Origin of the sequence: Vibrio harveyi, assembly GCF_030060435.1 — a bacterium.
Taxonomy (GTDB): Bacteria; Pseudomonadota; Gammaproteobacteria; order Enterobacterales; family Vibrionaceae; genus Vibrio; species Vibrio harveyi.
Window position 1 is genome coordinate 1,039,867 of the sequence record NZ_CP125875.1, and the last position, 20,855, is coordinate 1,060,721.

Sequence of the window (20,855 nt, forward strand, 5' to 3'; positions counted from 1 at the left end):
GTAATAATATTTCTGTAAATGCTGTTATCTGAGTTGAAATCATCCAATTTGTATAAAAATTGGAGATGACATGGATTTTCAAAATTTATGGAACAAGCATCCTACTATTGTGGGTGATAGCGTACCTTGTTCAACAGATGGCAAAGCAAATTTTTCAGATCAGTGCGCAATTCGTTTGGGTGTTGCTCTTGCTTCTATAGGGGTTGACACAACCAGTCTTGTCCCGAAAGCAAGGCATTGTTGGTACCATGATAGCGGTTTGGGTCACGTTTTAGCAGCGGAAGAGTTAGCACAAGGGCTATCAAGAATGCCTATTTCGGGTGTTAGTAGACTTCGAAAATAGATCCTAAGCAGTTCGCTAGAAAACTTTCAGGTAAAAAAGGCATTATATTCTTTAAAGACTTTTGGTCTAGGGATGGTGAGAACTTTCGGAATCGAAGTGGCGATCACATAGACTTATGGAATGGCTCAAGGCTCACAGATTGGAAAACTTGGTTTATGATTTCGGGTTTATTCAATGCTGGAGGTAACTACAGTAAATCAAAAGAAATATGGTTTTGGGAAGTTAAGTGATGAGTGGGGTTAAATATACATTGTTAATAATGGTGGTAGGTGTGTCGGTATGGGCTGCTTCTCTATTTCTTATCGACCCCTTGCTCAATCACCTCGAACCTTCACTCCCACCAGATGAATATAATCTATATTGGTTCATATGTTTTGTGGCATTAGAAGCGCTAGTCCTCACTATTGCGACATGCTTATTTGTAAAGAGAAAACAGTAACTTAACAAAGAATTTAAGAGTGATTCCCAACGCTTGGCATTTTTCATTCCATCGTTGGGTTTTGTGTTTAAGGTGGTATGGTTAAGTTTCGTGGTAGCGTTGCTCACACCTTAATGCGGCGTTAGTCGCCAGAAAAAGCTAGCGGTCAAAATCATGTTTCTAAGCTCAAAACTTGGCTACTGGTTGTTTGATGCATAGCTCCATCTTCGACGGTCAAAGCTCAGTTTCATCGGTTCTAGATCAATTCATTGCTCATTTCCAAGCGGTTGTTTCGTTCTTTGGTGGTGATAGAGCGGGGCAATCGAAAATCTGTTTTTGGTTGCAAATCTGCTCGGTGAGTTTGTTGGTTTAAAAGCTTATTTACTTGCTGAAAGGACGTTTTCTCTGGTGTGGTAAGTTCCACGTGGTTTCAGTGACTTTGTTGAAAGTCCGCACTGTGAGATTGGCTTTCCAAAAGTGTTTTTTGGTGTTGTCAGTCCGTTTTCTACGGCGTTGTTTGTTCCAAGTGGTTTCATTGAGTAGCCGCTTTGAGACTACGCCTGACGCAAGTGCATCAAAGCACATAAAGTTTGTTGTTCGCAAAGTTTAGTTCGGCTTAAAATTGTCGCTCGGTGCCTCGCGACTAACAAACTGCTCAAGAGGGATTCGCAACGCGTGGCATCTTTACTATGCGTTGAATTTAGTGATTAAGGTGGTTTGCAGCGGCTTCGGTATTGCGTTGCTCACCCCTTAGCAGGGCGTTAGCTTTACTCGCCAAAATGCAGTTCTCGGTGGCAATTTGGGCATAGGGCAATAGAATTTTCGACAGTATCTTCACCTCCATTTGATAGAAAAACCTTATGGTGGACTTCAAGGTATGGAGTGTTGTCTGATTTGCGTCTAAAAGGTGCTTTCTTAAGACACTTTTGACAACGCCCATTTGCTTGCGCTAGAACTTCAGCAACAACGTCTGGGTTACGATTGTAAGTCCATGTGGTTGTTTTTACCCGTTTTGGCTTTTTGTTGGCAGTAAGGAGTCTCGCTTGTCTTGTGGTTGTTGAATCTGATAGTGCTTTTTCGACTTCTTGGTAGAAAGACTCTGTACTTTCTTGTTGTTCAATTATTAGAAAGTCATCGATGGCTGCAAGGAGAGCATCAATACCAAGATCTACCCATAAATTTTCGTGATTTGGCTTGGGGAATATTTCCGATTGAGTGTGCAGAGGTGAAGAATCAATTGCACTAAAAGCAATAGAGCTATTGGCTGTTTCATCTATTGGTCGCAAATAGAATACCTTGGTGCGAGTGTATAAACCTTTGGCTGAAAATCGAGCTAGTAGTCTTGGATGTTTAAAAGTCAGTTCATACTTAATTTTGCTTGCTCTTGGCTTCTGAGCCTGAATAAACTCAAACCCATAACTTTCAAGTTTGCTCACAAGAGCAATAAAGCGTGGTTCTGGTATGTTGCGTGCTTTCATTGAGCTGCTCCAAATTTCTGTACGCCATATTATAACCGTTAGTCATCGTACGTGATAGGATATAAAGCTAACAAAGCGTTTAAGACGGATTCACAACGCTTGGCATTTTTGGTTTAAATCAGCTTTAGTGTTTACGGCACAATTGCTTAGGTTTGGTGGTCGCGTTGTTAACCACTTAACGCGGCGTTAGTCGCCAGAAAAAGCTAGCAATCAAAATCATGTTTCTAAGCTCAAAATTTGGTTGCTAGTTGTTCGGTTCACTGGCTCATCGTCGTAGGTCCAAACTCATTTTCAGCTGTTTTAAGTTCAAAGTTTTGTAAATGTCCTAGCAGTTTTTTTGTTCTTTGGTGCTGACATAGCAGGGCAATCGAGAGTCTGCCTTTGGTTGCAATTCCGCTCGGTGAGTTTGTTGGTAAAAAAGCCGATTTACTCGCTGAAATGACGTTTGCTCTGGTGTGGTAAGTTCCACGTGGTTTCAGTGACTTTGTTGAAAGTCCGCACTGTGAGATTGGTTTCCCAAAAGCGCTTTTTGGTGTTGTCAGTCCGTTTTCTACGGCGTTGTTTGTTCCAAGTGGTTTCATTGAATAGCCGCTTTGAGACTACGCCTGACTTAAATGCATCAAAGCACATAAAGTTTGTTGTTCGCAAAGTTTAGTTCGGCTTAAAATTGTCGCTCGGTGCCTCGCGACTAACAAACTGCTTAAGAGGGATTCGCAACGCGTGGCATTTTTACTATGCGTTGAATTTGGTGATTAAGGTGGTTTGCGGCGGCTTTTGTATTGCGTTGCTCACACCTTAACAGGGCGTTAGTTTGCAAGAGGAAAAACGCAGCTATATCGCAGGATCTGGTGGTAAAAGCTCAAAGTCGAAATTGTCGTATCGGCGTTCAATTTCAGTGTTAACGAGCGTGGTGAAAATCCAAAATTGGCATCTTTTTAACGGTTGGTTTGTTCTTTGTTGTGGCTACTTTTGGGTTAATTGAGCTGAACTCTTTTGTTGAAACTCTGCTCGTTAAGTTTGCTGGTACAAAAGCCGATTTACTCGCTGAAATAACGTTTTCTCTGAAGTGGTAAATTCATGTGGTTTCAGTGACTCTGTTGAAAGTCCGCATTGTGATATTGGTTTTCCAAAAGCGCTTTTTGGTGTTGTGAGTTCGTTTTCTGCGGCGTTGTTTGTTCCATGTGGTTTCATTGATTAGCCGCTTTTAGACTACGCCTGACTTAAGTGCATCAAAACACATAAAGTTTATTGTTTGCAAAGTCTAAAATGACTTAAAATCAACGCTTTGGGTTTGCAAACTAACAAACTGCTCAAGAGGGATTCACAACGCGTGGCATTTTTACTATGCGTTGATTTTAGTGATTAAGGCGGTATGCAGCGGCTTCGGTATTGCGTTGTTCACCCCTTAGCAGAGCGTTATGTTCTAGGAGGAGTTTCATGTTCGGGAAAATATTTGGCAGTAATAAAGATAAAGCACCGGAAGAAAACGAAGTCCGGATAGTTCTTCCTGAAGAATCTTATACTTTACTTGAGTGGAAAAAAGATGATTTACCATGCGTTGGCATGTTGAACTCTGGACTCATTGGTTTTGAGCATCGCGAAATTTTTGGCTGGCATCTTTCTGTAATAATTGATTTTGATGACTTAGCCGAGCATGGAATGCCTTCGGAAGATGAGCAAGCTATCGTTGACCCATTTTGTGATCAATTGGACGAAGAGATTAAAGCGGGTGGTAACGCGCTCTTTCTTGTGAGAGAAACATGGAATAACACTCGTCGCGTAGTATGGCGAGTATATGACCCTGAAGTTGCGCATCAACATCTTCAGTACATAGTTGACCATTATCGTTATCCGCGACAATTTGATTGGCACATGGAACAAGATCTAGAGTGGGAGCAAGCTGATTGGTACTTCAAGCAGTTACGAACATAACAAACTGTTTAAGAGTGATTCGCAACGCGTGGCATTTTTGCTATGCGTTGCGTCTAGTGATTAAGGTGGCATGCGGGAGCATCGGTATTGCGTTGCTCACCACTTAATGCGGCGTTATACGAACGGGGAAGTATGAAGAAAATCTATAAATATATGCCTTTCCGAGAGGAGTTTTTTTCCAACTATTGTCTACGAGCAAGCCAACGTGGAGTTTTGAATGATCCATTTGAATTGAGTCCTGCACAAGATTTAGTGGATAAAGTTCTTCGTGAGGGGCTCGGTGAAGACTTCTTTGAACAAGCTGAACAATTTGCGACTGATGGTAATTTCAATGAAGTTGGTGTTATATCATTTACTGAAAATTACAATAACCTTTTGATGTGGTCTCACTACGCTGATGAACATAAAGGGATTGTTGTAGAGTTTGACTATGAAAAGTTAGATTACTTTTTCAATTACAAGCTTTCCATGAGAGATACGATTGAACGAGTACTATACAACAGGGAACGCTTTTCACCCTTACAGACTGAAGTATGTGTTAAAGACTTACTTCTAACTAAAAGTGATGATTGGATATACGAAAAAGAGCATCGTATCTTACCAAAGTTGAGACTAGCTGATTATGTTCGTGTAGAGCGTGAACTGTTCGAACAGCTTCATGAGTTTTACGATAACTTGTATGTAGACCTGTTTAATATCGTTGCAGAGGACGAACTGTCGGTCACTTTTGAAGTTGATCTTGTCGAATACGAACAGTTCAATAATCAAGACTGGGACGGTAATTCTACTGATGATCGTGAAGAAATGAAGTATAGCCATAGTGACGTGATTCTGAATGAAATCTATGGCTCTTTAGCTGTCTTACCAACATCTGTTTTCTTGTTTAAGTTGCCACCCGATTGTATATCTGCGGTTTTTGTTGGATGTCGTGCTTCTGATGAGGATGCTAGGTTAATTCAGACTCTCATCGGTAGTAAAAATATACATATTTTCAAAGCTCAGTTAAGTAAAACTCATTTTACTTTGGGTTTCGAAGAAATGTTCGTATAACAAACTGTTTAAGAGTGATTCGCAACGCGTGGCATTTTCACTGTGCGTTGGTTTAAGTGTTTAGGGTGGTATGCGGCGGCATCGGTATTGCGTTGTTCACCCCTTAACAGGGCGTTAACTCACAATGCGTAGTGCAAATGTTGTTGAAATATGCTTGTTGTCAATTTCATTTACATTGTATGTGAATCGCACAGTTTCATCCTCGAATGTGAAAATGTCGACAGATATGCATTGGCAATGCAAGAATGGCTTTCATTTAATTTGAGTCCTTGAGATGAAACCACTAATAATTCTCCTGCTAATTTTCACATCAAATATGTGTTATGCGAAATTAGAACAGTTGCATTTATCTAATAAGGTTGTAGTAGATATATCAATACCAGAAAAGTTATCACATTCAGACAATATGCTTATCCTGAAATATGATGATTGGTACTTCTCTCATGAGATAATAAATCCCAAGGAATTTTACACAACGATTGATTTAACTGACATTCAACATGAATTTTTAAAGTCAGTCTTTTATCCAAATCTACGGACAAGTTTACCTAATTGGTTAGGTGAACTTGCAAATGAGCAAGCAATGTCATTTGGTCTGTCAAAAACTAATGTAATTAATCGGAAGTTTGGCGACGTAGAGGTGTTGGGTGGTTATGACGATGCGTCAAAGCAGGGTAACATTTTTGTTTTTGAAAAGTATCAAATTCATCATCTCAGTATTGGAGGAGAGGGTGAATATTACATTGAACTGCTAAATGCAATTAAAAGGAAGTGATATGTCTTTATCAATAGAAGAAAAGCAAGATCTAAAGTCGTTTCTTGTCAATGTATATGGTCCACAAGCTAGGAACTGGGCGATAAATGATGAAATGTTTAATCTTACATATAAAATGTTATCAGAGTCGGGAAAATGCTCTGACCTCATGGACTTAGTTCCTAGACCAATATCTGTTGGAGAGAACCCCGCAAAATGGTTGAGCAAACAAGTACGTTCAATGATCCTTAGAAAGTTGAAAGGTCGAAAAGGGCATTATGCTGTTTGTGTTAAAACGTCAGCAATAAAAATGAAAACGAACTTCTTAATGATCGACGCAGGGTTATAACTCCCCCAAAATTGTGAGTTAACAAGGCATTTAAGAGTGATTCCCAACGCTTGGTATTTTTCATACCATCGTTGGGTTTTGTGTTTACGGTGGTATGGTTAGGTTTCGTGGTAGCGTTGCTCACACCTTAATGCGGCGTTAACTGGATTGATGACGAGGTAAGTCCGATGAAAAGAATTGCGGTCATTGGTTCCGGTGGTTCGGGTAAATCCACATTTTCGGCACTATTAGGTACAGAGTTGAATTTGCCTGTTCATCATCTCGATCAGCTATATTGGAAACCAAATTGGGTTAAAACTCCAAAAGATGACTGGATCAAAATTCAAAAAGGTCTTTGTGAAAGCGAGTGTTGGATTATCGATGGTAATTATCAGAGCACCCTTGATATAAGATTTGAAGCTTGTGATACAGTAATATTCTTAGATGTAAACCGATATACCTGTATCTATCGAGCACTAAAGAGAACATTATTAAGTAGTAAGCGTCCAGATTTAGCTGAAGGTTGCGATGAAAGGTTTGATATCGAGTTCATCAAATTTTTATGGGACTATCCCAAAAAGTCGAAACCCCTAATAATGGACAAACTCAAGACGCTTACAAGAAATAAGCGTGTAATTATCGCAAAATCAGGAGAGCAAGCGCTCCGCCTTTGCAAATCCAGTTAACAAACTGTTCAAGAGGGATTCGCAACGCGTGGCATTTTTACTATGCGTTGGTTTTAGTGTTTAAGGTGGTATGCGGCGGCTTTGGTATTGCGTTGCTCACCCCTTAACAGGGCGTTATGTTTCTTCAGGAAATACTTAGCTTTTGCGGCGACTATCTCTAATTTCCCCTTTTATTTTCCAAACATTGATACGTTCTAGCTGAAATTTATTGCCATCACTTGCATATCAATTTGTTGTAGATATTGTACACAAACGGCATAAGATACTTTGGGAAATTAAAAATGGTTAGAGGTTATAGTGAGCAGACTTTAAAAACTGAACCTGTAGTTCAGTTGGCAATACTAACGGGGTTAGATGACGATCTGAACTTTGTTCGAGGCAACAGAGAAAGTGTACTTCCAGTTCTCACGGGAGTCATTCTGTATCGACAATTAAGTAAAATCGAACAAAGAATGGTCATGGAGCAAGCTTAGGCTCTTGGGAATCGGAGGTTTTTTGGTAAGGTGCAAATGCTAGTTGCGCAGAGTATTGCAAAACCAATGTGGAATCCTTGGAGTTTATCAAATCGCGAATTACAAGAGTACTTTAAAACACATAAAGCAGTTGCTGACTTTCTCTCAACATGGTTTATAACAATAGAAGTTAAGCTCGAAGTTGGTTTTGCCGCAGCCATAATTTATTCTTTATCAAAAGGTGGTGGCGCTTCCTTGGTGAAAGATATGGCATCTGTTCATATAGCTGAGGAAGCATTAAATAAGTTGAAGTTATCTGCTTCCGCTCAACAAGTTAGCTCGAGAGCGTTTTTCGTAGCTGTTATTCTTGCCAGTGTAATAAAAGGTTTTAATGAAGCTGACTCCATGTCCGCAAAAAAGGAACTTGTGCGTCGTAACTTACTTAGACCAGAGGATTTATAGTTAATGTTTTGGATACTGGCTCTATTTATTTCTCTGTTTGTCCTTTATTCGGATTATGCGTATTATTTTTACAGTAGGCGGAGGGGAGCAAGGTTAAAAACAACAAAACTAGTCAGCCTCGCTCTCACCGTAACATTGCCCATGTTAGCGGCAACCGAGATATTGAATGATTTTAAGGTAACAGGGGCGACTTATCAGACCGTTGTAGTATGTGTTGCGGCGTTAGTCGGTTCCTTGGTTTGTTTATCTGAAAGGTATCGTTTTAAGCACGAAAAATAGTGTTTTAGATATCCATTGAACCCAAAACATAACAAAGCATTTAAGAGTGATTCCCAACGCTTGGCATTTTCGGGTCAAGGTTGGGTTTTGTGTTTACGGCGGTATGGTTAAGGTTCTGTGGTTGCGTTGCTCACACCTTAATGCGGCGTTATATTAAAAGAGAGCATTTTAAAAAATTGTGAAACTGTTTATTGTTCTCAAGAATTCTATGCTCTGTTCAAAAAATACAGACTGATTGGTATTATTTGGTATACCGAGTTGGAATCTGTAATAGTACCCTTTGTGAAATATTTTGAATATTAAAAAATTTATATTTTTTGAGTGTTTGTGAATTTGGTAGATCCCATTTCCATACTTATGGTTTATAAGAAGCGCACTTACATTAAAGTCATCTATTGTGTTTATCTCAGCTACGTTAGATTCGTCAAATGGCTTACATGACTTACACTCCGATTTTATTATTATTAGAGTCGATGAGCTTTTATTAAACCCCCATTCGTAATTTACTTCACTAGTACCAAACTTTTCGAATGAGTATTCACCCCAATATTCTATATTATTGATACTTATACCATTGTTATGTAATGGGCTACTTAAGGACGTAGATGATAATAAAATGAGTAATATCGCAATAAATAGCCTTTGCATTTGTCTTTCCTTAGGTTAATCGGTTACTACCAAAAAACATAGCTTGTCAGTTTATACTGAGTGCTATCAGATTTTTTGGGATTCTGATTGTTTGTGTATGTAAGTAGCTTTTTGGAACTCTTAGTTCTGATCATTTTCTGGATCTTAGCCCACACATGTTTACCGTCAATGTATGATTGACCAAACGAAGGCTTTGTCATAATACAACCATGACTCCCTGTATCGTCATGGTAGCCAAACCGTATACCATCACGCCACTTGCCATCATGTAAAAACTGATCGTTTATATTGTCATCAACTAAAAATAGACCAAAATAAGATCAGAAACCGCTTGGGTTTTCTGTAATTACCCAGTTACCTTTAGGTAGATGCTTGTAACCATCCCAACCACCAGATGTTGCCTGCATAATGACTTTTTCGCTGTTAGCACCAGGTATAATTTTTTCTACAATAAGCTGACGTTTTTTGATTGAAACCGTTATTTTTAAACTCATGGTCACCTCTTTTTTATGTGTATGTTAGTTTCTAATCGTTGTTAGAGGAACAAAACCACAATAGTTATGCGATAGCCTAGAGTCGGTTCTCATTTTAAATGCAACTTATTGTTTAATTGGGCTAGTTTAGTTCGGTAACTGCTTTAATATAACAAAGCATTTAAGAGTGACTCTCCACGCTTGGCATTTTTGGTTTAGGTTAAGATCAGTGTTTAAGGTGCTCAAATTGAGTACCGTGGTTGCGTGGCTCACACCTTAATGCGGCGTTCTACGCTTTGAAGTAAACGATAGGTCTTATATATGATAAAAGGAAAAGTTAGGCGGACGAATAGATATGCGGATGGCAGTGACTACCTAGAGATTCACCTCAAAAAGAGTGATTGTTCAAATCTTCCTTTTATTGAAGGCGAGAGGGTTAATGTTGATTCGTTCATCGGTAATGCTCGTTATCAAGTCGGTTTGAGAATGACTCGTGATAACGACTATGCCTGGGTATGTCCTGATGCTTATGCTCAAGGGGAAAAGGAAAGGCTTGCTGACGTTTTAAGCGCTATTGGGCTAAGTGCAAATGATGAAGTGTTGGTGGAATACCGTAATTGTATACTTTACGTATATGGCAGAAGCGACTTTATAAGCAATGTTGGAAACACCCTTCCAGAAGAGGTTGATGCATTTTATTACGAAGGAGCAAAAATAAGGATCTCTGTTAACAAGTACGAGAGAAACCAAGGAGCTAAGGTTGCTTGTTTAGAGGAGCATGGAGCAACTTGCGTAATCTGCGGATTTAATGCGGAAGACACATATGGCAAAGAAGCGAGAAACATTATTCATGTTCACCATCTTACTCCTATATCTGAAGTTGGCTGCGAATATAAAGTCGACCCGATAGCAGATCTACGCCCCGTTTGCCCCAACTGTCACGCTGTTATCCATAGAAATAATGGTTGTGATGAAATTGAAAATGTAAAGTTGATGCTTATCCAGCAGCGCGCTTATAACAAAGCGTTTAAGAGTGATTCGTAACGCGTGGCATTTTTACTATGCGTTGGTTTTAGTGTTTAAGGTAATATGCGGCAGCTTCGCTGTTGCGTTGCTCACACCTTAACAGGGCGTTAGGCATCAAAGGTTACAAATGTACAGCTCGATATTGATACTATTGTATGGTTTTTGGGTTTCACTTGGTGCAGTTTCGGGTACTTGCACACAGGGAGATGATGGACGTTTTTATGCTTCGATAATGTATGGCTCAGTGCTGTTCATTCTCATCATGGTCAGGCTTCTTCGTGAAAATAGAGGTTTACAATTTATATGGATTACGCCCTTAATTGCTTTGTTAGTTGCTATGTCGGTAACTTATTTCTGGGCACCTTTTGTAATTGAAACAACCATTGAAGGTCATCATTTGTGTGGCAAAGAGTTTGATTCTCATTTGGCAGAGTCTGATGTCTGGTCTAGAAGCATACCAACGCTTCATATTGTTTTCTCGTTGGCTATTTTCATGCTTTCATTTTGGAAGTTAATTAGGTGCAAAACGGGTAAGTAGTTTGTGGTGACAAGATGCCTAACAAACTGCTCAAGAGTGAGTCGCAACGCTTGGCATTTTTGCTATGCGTTGCGTTTTGTGTTTAAGGTGGCATGCGGGAGCTTCTGTATTGCGTTGCTCACACCTTAACAGGGCGTTAGGCGACATGAGACAAACGATAGAGTAGTGATAGTATCTTGGCGTGAATCTAGCTTCAGTTAACAGAAAAGAAGTGGATTAATGAATGGTAAAGCATTTGATAATTGGCAAAAATGGCGAAAGAAAGGATGTTTAAATTGGCTTTTCAGAACAACTTTCGTCACAGCCATTTTGTACATAATTTTTAATGTTATTTTCCTTTATCCATCTTCTGATGCGGCAAGCATTACGGTTTTCTTATCGGATAATGCTCTTAATTACTCAATTTACACGATCGGGATGTTTTTCGCATTTTGGGCTATTTGGCTATACAACGAATCTTCGTATGAGAAAGAAGTTAAACGTAGAAATGTCGCCTAACAAACTGTTCAAGAGGGATTCGCAACGCGTGGCATTTTCACTATGCGTTGGTTTTAGTGTTTAAGGTGGTATGCGGCGGCTTTGGTATTGCGTTGCTCACCCCTTAACAGAGCGTTAGCTTACTGAATTAGCTCTGGAAGATAAGATAAATGTGTAAAAAATGAAAGAAATAGCCAAAACGATAGGGAATGTTAAGTTTTGGAGTATTACAGTATTTTTGTTTGTTGTGCTAACTGCCGTCAGCTATTGGGCTACAGGATTCGTGACTGAGGGTAATTATATCGAAAAGTATCAGAAACTAGATCCCTTAGTGAAAGAGTTGTTTTCTCTTGAAAGTTGGTGGACCAGAAATGCTTATTTCTGGCTGCATACCGATGTTCTTATTATTTAGCATTCAATTTTATTTGTTGAAGTTTGATCCTAAAAATGAGTATAGGGATATGTTTAATTCAGTTCTTCCATTTGTACCAATGCTTAAATGGCTGACGAATAAGCCTATCTATTTTATGCTTGGTACAGCCTCAGTATTTCTTGGAGTGACAATTTACTTAGCTGTAGAAGGCGGGGTTGCTTATCTAGCAGGTCTGATTATTCCTGTTCCTATTTTTATGTTAACTTTCTTGCTTAAATATGCTTCTGCTCAAATTGCTTCTGGTGAGGGGTTTACTGAATGGCCGTACGATAACAATAAATCTGTTGGGACAGGTTGTGCAACTATATCTTTGGCATGTTGGTTATATATTAACGTTCTCTCTCCATCGTGCGAGTTATGGACAGTCTTTAGCGCGCTCAGCGTAAGCTAACAAACAATTTAAGAGTGATTCAGCACGCGTGGCATTTTTACTATGCGTTAGTTTTAGTGATTAAGGTGGCATGCGGCGTTAGGGCTATGATTTACGAAGTTACAGCGATTGCTTATAAGAGGTTACTTTGAATTACAACAACGAATATTGGATACTTTGTCCTAGCTTTCAAGATGAAAAGTTTCATGTGGTGCCAAGTGAAGAAACTGGCTTACGCCGCTTTCACGTCCAAGAACTAGTCGATGAAGAAAATAGGGCAATATTTATTTCTGATGAATGCGGTTTAGTTGCATCACCTCCTACTATCCTTCATTGTAAACCAAGCTTAATAATTCATTCTTCGATAAAAGAACTATTTAAAATGGTATACGGTGGGAAGCTCTTTCCGGCAATAGTCGAGACGCCTGACGGCAATATGATGGACTATTACTTGGTGAATGTTTTCGAACTATTAGACTGCTGGGATAGAGATAAATCTGCATTTAAACAAAAAGACCCAGAATATTTTCCGAGAGTTTATGAATACAGTCTAGATACGTACGTACTTGACCAAATAAAAGAGAGTGAGCGATTAGTCTTTAAGATGGGGGGGAACTGATTTATCTCCAATGGTCGTCCATGAAAAAATTAAGAATCGACTGGAGCCTCTTGGGATAGGAACCAATTATTTTAGGGTTGCTGACTATTGTTTTGGTGATGAGTTTGAAGAATAGCTTTTTACCCAAATCAATCATAGTCCTAACAAACTGTTTAAGAGTGATTCGCAACGCGTGGCATTTTTACTATGCGTTAAGTTTAGTGTTTAAGGTGGTATGCGGCGGCTATTGTATTGTGTTACTCACACCTTAATTGGGCGTTATGTGTCCGAGTAAGTTCGAAGATGTAATTGATAATCATGCAACTGTGCTTTCCTTCTCAAGGTCTTATTTTTAATCAGTTTTTAGTAATGTGGATTTGTTTTAAAAGTGTAGGCTAGTTTGTGTTTAAATGCGGAGGTCTCATGGTTAAACATATTTATCAACAATACAATTCTCTTAAAGAAGGTGAAAAAGAGTATCTTAAATTAAACCCTCACCATGCTATAGCAATAAAAGAAGCGAAAGATGTTGCTTTTTTCGAAACAGAATCTCGCTTTGGCATCAATGGACACAATGATAAAAGCGATGCATTTCGTCATTGTTTTTGGTCTGCGATGCTAGCTCGTGACATTGGATACAAAAATGCTCTCGAATTTACGACAGCACATGAAGACTTTCCGTAAAACCCAGAAAATGAAAAGGTCATGGATTTACACAATAATAAAGTTGGTATTCGGTTAGGGTTATCGATGGCGAGTAATGATAAACTTGCACATTATTGTTACACTTCATTGCTAGCAGGTCGTCTTAAGGTAATAAAGAAAGAGAAGAAAAAATGAAAAAATTGGTTATGATTTTCTTTATTTTACTTCAAGTATCCTGTTCAGATACAACTAAGATTAAATGACAGTAGTGTCGATTTTTCTGAAGTTGTCGAAGGTGATTGGAATCGAGTCTGTTTTTTAGGTCCGTACTCCAATAATACTGCTGCTCGTTCTTTACTGGGATTCGACTGGGATGCTGAGAATCTAAGTAGAATATCAGATTTAGATAGTATTACACTTTTATTATTTTCTAATGATGACGAAGTTATTAAATATAGTGAATTATCAAGGGAAATTAATTTTTCACTTTTTAGTAATACATGTATAAAACGTACTAAGGCAAAATTTAGCATTGGTGTGAATGATGTAGTCAATGTAGGAAGGTAAAAATAAAAGTCACCTTAGTTGTAACACATAACAAACTGTTTAAGAGGGATTCGCAACGCATGGCATTTTTACTATGCGTTGCGTTTAGTGTTTAAGGTGCTATGCGGCGGCATCGGTATTGCGTTGCTCACACCCTAACAGGGCGTTATGTTTATTATCGTTGGTAACAACAAAAATGCAATATGATATACAATAGGGAATTTAATAGTATGAAAGTTGTGGCTAAACATAATAACTGGCTTTTATATAGTGATGGGGAAAATTACATTCTAAATTCAAGGTGTGATTATGGCATTGGAGAGGAAACTGCTACTTTTTTATTAAAGGTTGATGAAGTTTCTCGTTATTTAAAATTTGGAGAGGAAGTAATTCACGAACTTTCGGATTCGGCGCGTAGTTCATTAGGAAAGTATTATTATGAGAAGCAGCGTCCTATTAGCGATGAGCTAATGAAAGAATACTATAAAGCAACGAGTGAATATATTCATAAGCATATCCGATAAAATGGGTAATGATATTTTTTAATTTTTGAACATTGGTGATGCAAACATAACAAACTGTTTAAGAGCGATTCGCAACGCGTGGCATTTTTACTATGCGTTGCGTTTGGTGTTTAAGGTGGTATGCGGAAGTATGGGCATTACGTTGCTCACCCCTTAACAGGGCGTTATAGCGCTAGGCGATAGTGTTGCATTGCTCGCAATTTCAATTACCGCCTGTCTCTGGCATAAGATGCGATAAATTAAACTAAAAACATACAGTTTAATTCGTTATTCATTTGAGTGAGTATTTGCCTTTTCAAAGTGAAAAGGAGTTACACATGGAGAGTTCGGTTTATACAAGAACAGAGTTGAAGTGGCACGGGCGCGGTACCTTTAAAGCGACTTCTGGAATGAAGGGTTATTAATACCCCGAAGACCAGTGTGTTCCAGATAAAGGTCCTGTCCCAGAGGGGAAATACTATATTCTTCTTATATTGGGAGCTTTGGCTGAAGATGATGGTTCTGGCTTTTGTGTCCTTAAAGCATCATGGTAGGTTCAAGAAATACCGCGTGGAGAAAGCGCAGGCGAGTGTGAGCCTTACTGGGCTAACTGGGGCTATAACCGGGTGCGCTTTGAACCATACGACGAGGTTACCAAAAAAAGATGCAGACCTTCGAGAAGTGGCTTTTACCTTCATGATTCAACTAAAAGGATATAGCCATGGCTGTATCGAAGTGGAAGGACGCTTCTTCGATGAACTTAGAGCGTTTATCAAAAAAACAGATGCTCGGAAGCTTATGTTAAGTATCAAATACCAACCGAATGTAAAAACTAATGGTGGAACTTATGTTGGCTAGAATCTGTATTTTATTATTTTGTTGCCTCCCCTTTTTGTCGTTCGCGCAGCAGACTGCAAGTAGCTTCGTTGACTTCGAGAATACACTTTCAAATTGTGTTTCTATTGATACTAGCGATACTTATGACCGTAACAATCTAACTCTAGTAGATATGAAGCTGATACTAGAAAAAAATATAGGTAGCTGTGGGTGCAAATCTGCCATAGCATCTATTACGCTTGAAAGGATGCCTTTTGGTAGTTCAAGCTTTGACTTTTCTTTGAGCAAGTCTCGCATTATATCAGTTCCTTTATTGCTCGATAATACATTGAAAAATGTTAGCAGCATCAAGGGTGCTTTGGCTTGCGGTAATAACTAGCGCAATAACAAAGCATTTAAGAGAGATTCGTAACGCATGGCATTTTTACTATGCGGTGGCTTATGATGATTAAGGCGCCGTGCGGTAGCTTTTGTATTGCGTTACTCACACCTTAGCAAGGCGTTATGTGCTTTGGTGTTCGTGTTGTTTAGATGTGCATGTAAGTCAATTTAAATTAGTAAAAGGCATTACTATGTCCAAAAAGGAATCGGATAAAAGTACAGCACTTAAGTTAGGATTGTTCATGGCTGGCTCGGTATTTGGTGCAGTCTTGTATATCTTTTTTGCAATTCCAGCATCTTGATTGTTCGGGTTACTAGGTGTCGTCGGTTGGGTAGCCACGGTTGGGCTCAAGCTACATGTAGGGATAGAATGTTAGTTGCCATCGTATACGTTATTGTCACACTTCTTATGGTTAAAGTGCTTTTAGAGAAGAGAGTCTCCAAAAGTGTACTTTTTTATTTCGCACTTGAACTCTATTTTGGTGCAGTTGCGGTCGCCTCTTATATCGATTAGCTGTTCTGTGAGCAAAGGTGTTCAGTTTAAGCACGCACATAACAAACTGTTCAAGAGGAATTCGTAACGCGTGGCATTTTTGCTATGCATTGCGTCTAGTGTTTAAGGTGGCATGCGGGAGCACCGGTATTGCATTGCTCAGAGCTTTACAGTGAGTGTGTATGGTTGCATATTGTTGGGATTGCTATGATAGGGACTTCAATATGCAAAATATCCAGGACAAAAGAGAGTTTGAGGCTGCGATTCAAGCTTTAGAAGCGCAAGCAGTGAATGTTGGTCTTTGTATGGTGGTAGATGCATAAGCTAGGCAGCTTTACTCGAGACAAATAAAGCGTTTCTCTGAAGAGTTAAAGTTAGAAGTAAAACAAGGAAAAATTAGTTGAGAGGAAGCTGCAAAAAAGGCGAATGAAACTCGAAATGTAATTATGGAGATTGTAAGGGGTAAAAGTACCCCCGTCGGAAACGCATATGCTCAGCGGTTGAAAAGCAAAGGTAGAACGCTAAATGAACTGGTCGCGAAGAAAACAAACGAGATTTATCTTACCAAGCACTTCAACGATCTTACTTTAGAACAAAAGAACAAAGTGTATTCGGAAATCGTAAAGTCATCTGGCAAATCTAATCCAGATGTCAATAGGCTAATGAAAAATATTTCAAGTGCAGGGCGCGGTTTGATTGTTTTATCTATCGGTCTTTCTGTGTACACGATTACCTCCTCTGAAAAGAAACTTGAGACAGCTGGTCGCGAGGCTTTAGTTGCAGGTGCTGGTATTGGCGGCGGTATTGCTGGAGGGGCAATAGCAGGTTTAGCTTGTGGTCCGGGAGCTCCAGTATGTGTAAGTGTGGGGGCTTTTATAGGTGGAACATTAGCTGCATTTGGAGTGAGTATTGCATGGTAGTTGATATGGAACTGTTATCAAAAGATAAATTGGAAATACGTGACGTTGAGAAAGGCAGTGAGTACATATCTTACAAGATATTATTGGCTATTGAAGGCAGGCCCGCAAATTCTTTTGTCAAAGGTGTACAAGTAGAATATGGCGTAAAGTATGATAACTGTTACGTTATCTTTGTCACTGATGACATCCTTAATGAAGAAACGCTGAGAGTATATTTGTTTGATCTTAATGCAAAGCTGATCGATTACTTGTATATAGGTAGTGCTTATTCAACAGGGCGTTTACAAGACTTGACCCTTCAGAAAGACGGCTCAATATCATTTTTGTTTATAGGGGATACACTCTGGAATATAAAAGTATTATCCAAGGCAGAAATGATTATTCCTTTCGTGTCTAACCCGAAAGGGGTCAGCAGAAAAAGCGTCTTTAGTAGCTTTTTACATGTACAAGGCTCGCCAAAAGCAGAAACCTAACAAAGCATTTAAGAGTGATTCTCAACGCTGGGCATTGTCACTATGCGTTGGTTTATGTGATTAAGGTGCTTGCAGGGACATCGGTATTGCGTTGCTCACACCTTAACAGGGCATTAAATGACCTTTCAAATCGGTGCAACTTAATGTAATCGAGGTATGATGTATATTGAGTTAGCGCGAACTAAAAATATTGGTAAATCGCATTTACGCTTTGAAATTCCATATTCACTCACACTCATACTGGGGCAAAAGGGCAAACTATGGAATTTGAGTAGGACGAGAACAAAAACTTAATAAATTTGGCAAAACATAGAATTGATTTTGCTGATGCTGTACACGTTTTTCTTGATGCTAGCAGAATTGAAAGAGAAGATACACGCTACGACTATGGTGAAGCTAGGTTTCAAACGATTGGCAAGACAAAATATGGTATCTTGTTTGTGATTTATACAGAGAGGCAATCAAGTGGTAATATTAGATTAATCTCAGCACGTAAAGCTAACTCTCGTGAAAAAAATCTTATGAGAGAGATTTATTAAGCCATACTCTCAGGTGGTGTAATATGACAATCAAAAAGGTATCGATTGAGAATTTGAAGTTCTCTCGCGGGCAAACTGACAAAAAGCAACTTGAAGCGCTATCTGATAGAGAAATTAATGAGGCAGCCCTCAGTGATCCAGATAGTGTCGTTCCAACCGAAAAGGAACTTGAAGCGTTTGGTACACCAAAGGAGAGAGCATGACAAAGACAATTAAACTTTCAGACGTTCAATCACTCAACGGAAAAACGAACTGGCTCTATTTAAAAAAGTCAAATGAAAGTAGCAAACCAAGCCAAATAGCACCAGAGATTCGTCAGCATCATTTAAACCAAATGAAAAGACCGAAGTCATAGGTCATTTAACAAACTGTTTAAGAGTGATTCGCAACGCGTGGCATTTTTACTATGCGTTGGTTTAAGTGTTTAAGGTGGTATGCAGCGGCTTCGGTATTGCGTTGCTCACACCTTTACAGGGCGTTAGAACTACAAAGGCGCATGCAACGACTTGAAATTAATAGACTTATAAATATCGATATGAGTCGACAAAAAGACGTACTCATATTTAACAACATATTTGCATATGTGAGCATCCCTTAAGTTCACACCAATAAAGGTTAAATATGAAAAAGCCAAGTTTCAGCAAGCTCAAAGTAAACTATAAAACTCTTCCTATGCAAATCCATTCACGCTCAATGGCATTTCCCAATACTTGTGCAATTAGGATGAGCGAAGCTTTAGTTAAAACAGATGGTGACTTCCTTACAGCCTTTAAGAATTCGTCAAAGAATAAATACTCGCATGGTTATTTAAGGGGGGCACAAGGTTTAGCTGCAGAGCTAGGTTCTCCAAAAGTCTTAGGGACACGTACACTCGGTTGGACAAGTCAAGCAAATGGGCATCCGCCAAGCAATGCTATCGGTAAGAAAGGTATTGTATGTTATATGAACATTCCTGACTTTTCAGGGCAAGGGCATATAGACTTATGGGATGGGACTAAAGCTGTAGGCGATGCCTATTGGGAAGCGAAAACTATATGGATGTGGACGTTAACATGAGTAAGTTCCCTATCTATATAGGTATTTTGATCTCGTTTTCCGTTAGCGCAGAGCAATTCTCGATTTTTGAAAGAGAAATTAAGTTAAATGAAGATTGTACCGTAGACGTTATTAACGCTGGGAATCTCTCATATTCTCAAGAACTGAGTGATATCGGGGAAAAAAATGTTCGTTTATTAAGTTTGGAGAAACTAGTTTAATTCATCTAGAGCGATTCAATGATAAATATGTAGTTTTGGTTGAATCTCAATCTTTCGACAACAAAGAATGCACTTCTCGTTATGGAGCGCTAATTTTCCGCCGTGATAAACCAGTAGAGTTGATCAACTGGTTTAAGGAAAGTGGTAGTTGCGGGGCTGATAGAGAAAGAAGGGTTTTTGAATACTTTGTATCAAAGTCCGTGCAAAAGTAATTCTAACAATCTGTTCAAGAGTGATTCAGCACGCGTGGCATTTTTACTATGCGTTGGTGTTAGTGATTAAGGTGGTATGCGGTCGCTTAGGTATTTTGCGTGCTTTATACCTTAACAAGGCGTTATGTGTATGTAGCTTAAAAACGTATAGCTAATTTGTGGAGAAATATATGAAAAGGATTTTGTGTTTATTTTTAATTGTTGGATTAGTTGGATGCGCTACAGCTCCAACAGCACCATCTGATATCAAGCTAGCGTCTCATAAACGATTATATAATCAAAATTTATATAAACCTTCTGAACTTAGAACTGTTCCAGTGACGATAACACGGGACACTGGTGTTTTAGGGTCTTTGGGCTACTACATTCTTGAAAATAGATGGAGAATACGTGGTGTGGCTTAACGTGATGGAGGAAATTACCATTTACTTAGCTCCAGGAGGATACGTATTCGAAGTAGAAAATGGAGTATGTCCTGATATCAAACAGTGCAAAAAATCATTAGACGCAACCATAAAAAAATGGATTTAGCAATAACTTTAGGATTGCCGCTGACGACGGTTTTGAGATCATTCGCTCCAACACATAAACATAACAAACTGTTTAGGGGGGCATCACGCGTAGCATTTTTATCATCCCTTGATTTTAGTGACTAAGGTGATGTGCGACAGCTTTTGTTCTGTGTTGCTCACTCTTAGCAGGGAATTATGCGATTGGTGGACAACTCATACCTATTGAGGTTAACATTCCTCCTCGCGGCTGCACATGAATTTCAGTCAACTTTAGAGAAAATACGATGATTGTAGAAAATGTGCTTCCTGAAAATTATGCAGAAATGCTTAATGTTTGGGAAAATTCAGTCCGAGCAACTCATGACTTCATAACAGAAGAAGATATTGAGTTTTTTAAACCAATTATCATTGAGCAGGCTTTTCCTGCTGTCGCGTTGAGATGTGTGAAAAATGATAGCGGCTCAATTTTAGGTTTCGTGGGTATCTACGACTCAAAGGTTGAAATGCTATTTATCTTGAACGAGGCAAGAGGGCAAGGTGTTGGTAAGGTGCTACTGCAATATGCAATAGAGCAGTTAGGTGCAACCAAAGTCGATGTAAATGAACAAAACCCGCAAGCCGTAGGTTTTTACGAGTATATGGGTTTTAGAGTTGTTTCTCGCTCACCACTTGATGATATGGGAAAACCTTTTCCAATTCTGCATATGGCACTTTAGAGCTCGGTTTGTCGTAACCAGTTTGCTAGAAGAAACGCCCAAAGCTAATAACTTTGGGCGTTTCCGTATGTGGTGAA

27 protein-coding genes and 1 pseudogene are annotated in these 20,855 nt (G+C 39.1%); 25 read left to right on the forward strand and 3 right to left on the reverse strand.

The features are described from left to right. Window positions 1–70 precede the first annotated feature (70 nt). Together QMY49_RS05335 and QMY49_RS27310 are read left to right on the forward strand one after the other, a co-directional pair. On the forward strand, window positions 71–343 hold the full coding sequence (locus QMY49_RS05335; protein ID WP_206666881.1) for a T6SS effector amidase Tae4 family protein: 273 nt from the start codon (window positions 71–73) through the stop codon (window positions 341–343). 44 nt (window positions 344–387) lie between these two features. Next, entirely contained in the window at window positions 388–573 is a 186-nt protein-coding gene (locus QMY49_RS27310; protein ID WP_409394024.1) for a T6SS effector amidase Tae4 family protein, read from the forward strand. A gap of 955 nt (window positions 574–1,528) precedes the next feature. On the opposite strand, the gene QMY49_RS05345 is transcribed toward QMY49_RS27310, so the two are convergent. Together QMY49_RS05345 and QMY49_RS05350 are read right to left on the reverse strand one after the other, a co-directional pair. After that, window positions 1,529–2,239 (reverse strand): HNH endonuclease, encoded by a 711-nt coding sequence (locus QMY49_RS05345; RefSeq protein ID WP_283313249.1) that lies wholly within the window; start codon window positions 2,237–2,239, stop codon window positions 1,529–1,531. A gap of 257 nt (window positions 2,240–2,496) precedes the next feature. Beyond that, window positions 2,497–2,820 (reverse strand): hypothetical protein, encoded by a 324-nt coding sequence (locus QMY49_RS05350; RefSeq protein ID WP_283313251.1) that lies wholly within the window; start codon window positions 2,818–2,820, stop codon window positions 2,497–2,499. A gap of 856 nt (window positions 2,821–3,676) precedes the next feature. On the opposite strand from QMY49_RS05350, the gene QMY49_RS05365 reads away from it, so the two are divergent. The 6 genes from QMY49_RS05365 to QMY49_RS05400 all read left to right on the forward strand — a co-directional run bounded on the left by QMY49_RS05365 (window position 3,677) and on the right by QMY49_RS05400 (window position 7,903). Beyond that, window positions 3,677–4,171 carry a DUF695 domain-containing protein gene (locus tag QMY49_RS05365; RefSeq protein WP_283313253.1) on the forward strand — a complete coding sequence of 165 codons (495 nt, stop codon included), beginning with the start codon at window positions 3,677–3,679 and terminating at the stop codon, window positions 4,169–4,171. A gap of 132 nt (window positions 4,172–4,303) precedes the next feature. Next, the gene (locus QMY49_RS05375; protein WP_283313258.1) at window positions 4,304–5,221 is read left to right on the forward strand and encodes a DUF2971 domain-containing protein; all 918 of its coding nucleotides are present in this window, start codon (window positions 4,304–4,306) and stop codon (window positions 5,219–5,221) included. A gap of 274 nt (window positions 5,222–5,495) precedes the next feature. Next, window positions 5,496–5,996 (forward strand): hypothetical protein, encoded by a 501-nt coding sequence (locus QMY49_RS05380; protein ID WP_017190367.1) that lies wholly within the window; start codon window positions 5,496–5,498, stop codon window positions 5,994–5,996. A gap of 1 nt (window position 5,997) precedes the next feature. After that, window positions 5,998–6,324 (forward strand): hypothetical protein, encoded by a 327-nt coding sequence (locus QMY49_RS05385; protein ID WP_005445737.1) that lies wholly within the window; start codon window positions 5,998–6,000, stop codon window positions 6,322–6,324. 167 nt (window positions 6,325–6,491) lie between these two features. Continuing rightward, on the forward strand, window positions 6,492–6,989 hold the full coding sequence (locus QMY49_RS05390; protein ID WP_005448066.1) for a DNA topology modulation protein: 498 nt from the start codon (window positions 6,492–6,494) through the stop codon (window positions 6,987–6,989). Between the two features lie 509 nt (window positions 6,990–7,498). Further along, window positions 7,499–7,903: a hypothetical protein gene (locus tag QMY49_RS05400; RefSeq protein WP_230842082.1), complete on the forward strand. Its 405-nt coding sequence runs from the start codon at window positions 7,499–7,501 to the stop codon at window positions 7,901–7,903. Window positions 7,904–9,150: 1,247 nt separating this feature from the next. Here the strand turns inward: QMY49_RS05400 and QMY49_RS05405 are convergent. After that, on the reverse strand, window positions 9,151–9,324 hold the full coding sequence (locus QMY49_RS05405) for a hypothetical protein (RefSeq protein ID WP_283313266.1): 174 nt from the start codon (window positions 9,322–9,324) through the stop codon (window positions 9,151–9,153). Window positions 9,325–9,624: 300 nt separating this feature from the next. Here QMY49_RS05405 and QMY49_RS05415 point away from each other — a divergent pair, with 300 nt between their 5' ends. From QMY49_RS05415 to QMY49_RS05550, 17 genes and pseudogenes are all read left to right on the forward strand, one after another. After that, window positions 9,625–10,347 (forward strand): HNH endonuclease, encoded by a 723-nt coding sequence (locus QMY49_RS05415; RefSeq protein WP_017190365.1) that lies wholly within the window; start codon window positions 9,625–9,627, stop codon window positions 10,345–10,347. Window positions 10,348–10,456: 109 nt separating this feature from the next. After that, window positions 10,457–10,867 carry a hypothetical protein gene (locus QMY49_RS05425; RefSeq protein ID WP_025543567.1) on the forward strand — a complete coding sequence of 137 codons (411 nt, stop codon included), beginning with the start codon at window positions 10,457–10,459 and terminating at the stop codon, window positions 10,865–10,867. A 219-nt stretch (window positions 10,868–11,086) separates the two neighbouring features. Next, window positions 11,087–11,365: a hypothetical protein gene (locus QMY49_RS05435; protein WP_283313271.1), complete on the forward strand. Its 279-nt coding sequence runs from the start codon at window positions 11,087–11,089 to the stop codon at window positions 11,363–11,365. A 329-nt stretch (window positions 11,366–11,694) separates the two neighbouring features. After that, the gene (locus QMY49_RS05445; protein WP_283313273.1) at window positions 11,695–12,168 is read left to right on the forward strand and encodes a hypothetical protein; all 474 of its coding nucleotides are present in this window, start codon (window positions 11,695–11,697) and stop codon (window positions 12,166–12,168) included. 127 nt (window positions 12,169–12,295) lie between these two features. Next, window positions 12,296–12,766, forward strand: a complete 471-nt coding sequence (locus QMY49_RS05455) for an imm11 family protein (protein WP_283313278.1) — start codon at window positions 12,296–12,298, stop codon at window positions 12,764–12,766. 402 nt (window positions 12,767–13,168) lie between these two features. Continuing rightward, a complete protein-coding gene (locus QMY49_RS05465; protein ID WP_226982073.1) occupies window positions 13,169–13,429 on the forward strand; it encodes a DUF6973 domain-containing protein in 261 nt (86 codons plus the stop codon). 737 nt (window positions 13,430–14,166) lie between these two features. Next, window positions 14,167–14,460 carry a hypothetical protein gene (locus QMY49_RS05475; protein WP_283313281.1) on the forward strand — a complete coding sequence of 98 codons (294 nt, stop codon included), beginning with the start codon at window positions 14,167–14,169 and terminating at the stop codon, window positions 14,458–14,460. A 492-nt stretch (window positions 14,461–14,952) separates the two neighbouring features. Beyond that, window positions 14,953–15,297 (forward strand): hypothetical protein, encoded by a 345-nt coding sequence (locus QMY49_RS05485; protein ID WP_259344204.1) that lies wholly within the window; start codon window positions 14,953–14,955, stop codon window positions 15,295–15,297. Then, complete coding sequence (locus QMY49_RS05490; RefSeq protein ID WP_283313284.1) at window positions 15,287–15,655, forward strand: DUF2195 family protein; 369 nt, start codon at window positions 15,287–15,289, stop codon at window positions 15,653–15,655. The genes QMY49_RS05485 and QMY49_RS05490 overlap by 11 nt, the downstream gene beginning before the upstream one ends. A gap of 941 nt (window positions 15,656–16,596) precedes the next feature. Then, window positions 16,597–17,070 carry a hypothetical protein gene (locus tag QMY49_RS05505; protein ID WP_208631279.1) on the forward strand — a complete coding sequence of 158 codons (474 nt, stop codon included), beginning with the start codon at window positions 16,597–16,599 and terminating at the stop codon, window positions 17,068–17,070. A 5-nt stretch (window positions 17,071–17,075) separates the two neighbouring features. Then, on the forward strand, window positions 17,076–17,543 hold the full coding sequence (locus QMY49_RS05510) for a hypothetical protein (protein WP_127891310.1): 468 nt from the start codon (window positions 17,076–17,078) through the stop codon (window positions 17,541–17,543). A 287-nt stretch (window positions 17,544–17,830) separates the two neighbouring features. Next, window positions 17,831–18,082 (forward strand): annotated as a pseudogene (locus QMY49_RS05515) (BrnT family toxin); the annotation flags it as partial. 23 nt (window positions 18,083–18,105) lie between these two features. Further along, window positions 18,106–18,285, forward strand: a complete 180-nt coding sequence (locus QMY49_RS05520; protein ID WP_017190351.1) for a hypothetical protein — start codon at window positions 18,106–18,108, stop codon at window positions 18,283–18,285. Continuing rightward, window positions 18,282–18,437, forward strand: coding sequence for a hypothetical protein (locus QMY49_RS05525; protein WP_017190350.1), 156 nt, complete (start codon window positions 18,282–18,284; stop codon window positions 18,435–18,437). Before QMY49_RS05520 ends, QMY49_RS05525 begins: the two co-directional genes overlap by 4 nt. Window positions 18,438–18,703: 266 nt before the next feature. Continuing rightward, window positions 18,704–19,138: a T6SS effector amidase Tae4 family protein gene (locus QMY49_RS05535; RefSeq protein ID WP_283313297.1), complete on the forward strand. Its 435-nt coding sequence runs from the start codon at window positions 18,704–18,706 to the stop codon at window positions 19,136–19,138. 582 nt (window positions 19,139–19,720) lie between these two features. After that, window positions 19,721–19,954 (forward strand): hypothetical protein, encoded by a 234-nt coding sequence (locus QMY49_RS05545; RefSeq protein WP_283313299.1) that lies wholly within the window; start codon window positions 19,721–19,723, stop codon window positions 19,952–19,954. A 392-nt stretch (window positions 19,955–20,346) separates the two neighbouring features. Then, window positions 20,347–20,778, forward strand: coding sequence for a GNAT family N-acetyltransferase (locus QMY49_RS05550; RefSeq protein WP_050903108.1), 432 nt, complete (start codon window positions 20,347–20,349; stop codon window positions 20,776–20,778). Window positions 20,779–20,855 lie beyond the last annotated feature (77 nt).